The 2,215-nt window shown below is 37.9% G+C and carries 2 protein-coding genes and 2 pseudogenes; 2 read left to right on the top strand and 2 right to left on the bottom strand.

Features of this window, described 5'->3' with window-relative positions:
• Together fadA and tusA are read left to right on the top strand one after the other, a co-directional pair.
• Nucleotides 1-490: pseudogene (gene fadA / locus L650_RS0108320) on the top strand (acetyl-CoA C-acyltransferase); the annotation flags it as partial.
• Between the two features lie 249 nt (nt 491-739).
• The gene (gene tusA / locus L650_RS0108310; RefSeq protein WP_029772820.1) at nt 740-979 is read left to right on the top strand and encodes a sulfurtransferase TusA; all 240 of its coding nucleotides are present in this window, start codon (nt 740-742) and stop codon (nt 977-979) included.
• Here the strand turns inward: tusA and L650_RS0108305 are convergent.
• Together L650_RS0108305 and L650_RS0108300 are read right to left on the bottom strand one after the other, a co-directional pair.
• Nucleotides 976-1,923 (bottom strand): hypothetical protein, encoded by a 948-nt coding sequence (locus L650_RS0108305; protein WP_029772819.1) that lies wholly within the window; start codon nt 1,921-1,923, stop codon nt 976-978. The genes tusA and L650_RS0108305 overlap by 4 nt on opposite strands.
• Before the next feature lie 103 nt (nt 1,924-2,026).
• Nucleotides 2,027-2,215: pseudogene (locus tag L650_RS0108300) on the bottom strand (hypothetical protein); the annotation flags it as partial.

The following is a 2,215-nucleotide window of genomic DNA, read 5'->3' as shown; positions in this document are numbered from 1 at the left end:
CCCAGCCTCTGGCTCGGTTACTGCGGGTACATCTTCTGCTCTTTCTGATGGCGCATCAGCCATGTTAGTAATGAGCGAAGAAAAAGCAAAAGAGCTTGGTTTACCAATTCGTGCACGCGTTAAAGCAATGGCTGTTGCCGGTTGCGATCCATCAATCATGGGCTACGGCCCAGTACCAGCAAGTAAAAAAGCACTTGCACAAGCTGGTATTACTATTGATGACATTGACGTAGCAGAGCTTAACGAAGCATTTGCAGCACAATCACTGCCTGTACTTAAAGACTTAGGTTTAGCAGACGTAGTTGATGAAAAAGTGAATTTAAACGGCGGCGCAATCGCACTTGGTCACCCTCTAGGTTGTTCAGGTTCGCGTATTAGCACCTCGCTTATACACTTAATGGAAGACAAAAATGCAAAATATGGTCTAGCAACTATGTGTATTGGTTTAGGCCAAGGCATCGCGACTGTATTTGAACGTGTTCAAGACTAAGTATTAACTTAAACATGTAGACCATCTTGGTGATTAAAAAGGCGAACTAGCGCAAGTTAGTTCGCCTTTTTTTATGCCACCAGCTTATTGCTGATATGAATAATGTGATCGGGTGTATTAAATTTAAACCAGATTATTTTTTACTGTATTACGCTTACCCGTTATATGCAAAACAGTTAACCAAACAGATTAATTGCGCTAAACTAACCGACCTAACCAAGCCGCGACTATTTTTACAGGTAACTTTTTATGAGCTTTGATAATCCCGATCACCAATTAGACGCCATGGGCCTACGCTGCCCAGAACCTGTAATGATGATACGCGCTGCAATTCGTAAGATGAACGACGGTGAAACGTTATTAATTACCGCTGATGACCCATCAACCACCCGTGATATTCCAAGTTTTTGTACGTTTATGGATCACACGCTGGTGGCTACAGACGCCGATGAAGCACCGTATAGGTATGTGGTGAAGAAAGGGCTTTAAGGTTCATTGCTCAAATACTGCGTTCTAATTAAATTACTGCTTTTGAAGTGAGAATTATTTTTCTCTTCTAAATAATGAGCCACTCGGAACCACTCAAAATCCAAGTGAAATTTCTTTTCATTGTTAACTACTAATGCTGGTGGGCCCAAGAGTCGATTCATGTTTAAGTCTATATTTTGATCAAGTAACTTACTAAAATAGTCTTCAGCCTCAGTTACTGACTTATCCACCAAAGTGCGTAGTTTAATCATTAAATCAAAAATCCCTTCAAAATAACCATCTATCGCTCTGTTGAGGTCAACTAAATCAGAATTTAAGAGCTCATCTTTAAATGCAGAGTTTAACCCCTTTAACAACTTTATCCTTTCTTTCTCTTCCATTACCGATAATACGAGTGGAATCTGAAATTTTGTTATTACTCCATTTCCATGTTTACTTATAGATGGATATTTTAAAGTTAGCCTATTTACGGGTAACATTTTATGTTGGCATAAATTTCTCAAATTACAGCATAGAACATAATACTGATTCTCTTTAAAGATCTTCTCTCTTTCTATCAATAATTCAGGTAATAATGATTGATCAATATCATTAATTATCGAAAACTTATCACGTTCAATGTACAACCGATCTAAAACTAATTTTCCAGTATTCAAAATGTTTAGATAGGAGATATTTAATTTAGTACGGGCTTTTTGATTTTCTATATAAGCATGTACCTCAGAGAAACGTGAAAACTCTTGTGAGAGCTGAGCCATAGTAAGCAATGATTTGAATGTTTTAACTTCCTCTATCAAAACATCAAATAAATTTTCTATCTCAAGTTTTCTTGAGAATACTCTATATTTTTTTAAGCACTCATTTGAGTCTGATTCAGTTAACTTACTTCGTTCAAACCTGGGCTTATCATTTTCTAGATAGCAGTACTCTATATAATTATCCAATGTACTACCCCTTAATCCAAAGGCTCAATTTCATATTAACGTCCTTGTCGCAAATCTATAAGCCCACTCGGGCAACTAAAAGCTGACAGCTCCCAACTAACAGCTATTTCTTAGTAATCGTCACTTTCGGCTTATCGTAGTCACTGTAATCAATACTTACTATGTAGGTGCCTTTTATCGCTGGCGTGTAGCTAAAGTAATTATAAATAGTATTACAGTCTGCAAGTACGGGTTGGCCGAGCGTTAGTTTTTGCCCTGCAGGTTGGGCATCGCTGTAGCCACAGTTGTAGCC

It is taken from the genome of Pseudoalteromonas sp. TB51 (assembly GCF_000498055.1).
GTDB lineage: Bacteria > Pseudomonadota > Gammaproteobacteria > Enterobacterales > Alteromonadaceae > Pseudoalteromonas > Pseudoalteromonas atlantica.
This window is presented reverse-complemented; position numbering and strand designations above follow the sequence as displayed.

Bases quoted from the DNA above. Each gene is read 5' to 3' on its own strand.
- tusA (WP_029772820.1), top strand. From the start codon at position 740: ATGAGCTTTGATAATCCCGATCACCAATTAGACGCCATGGGCCTACGC.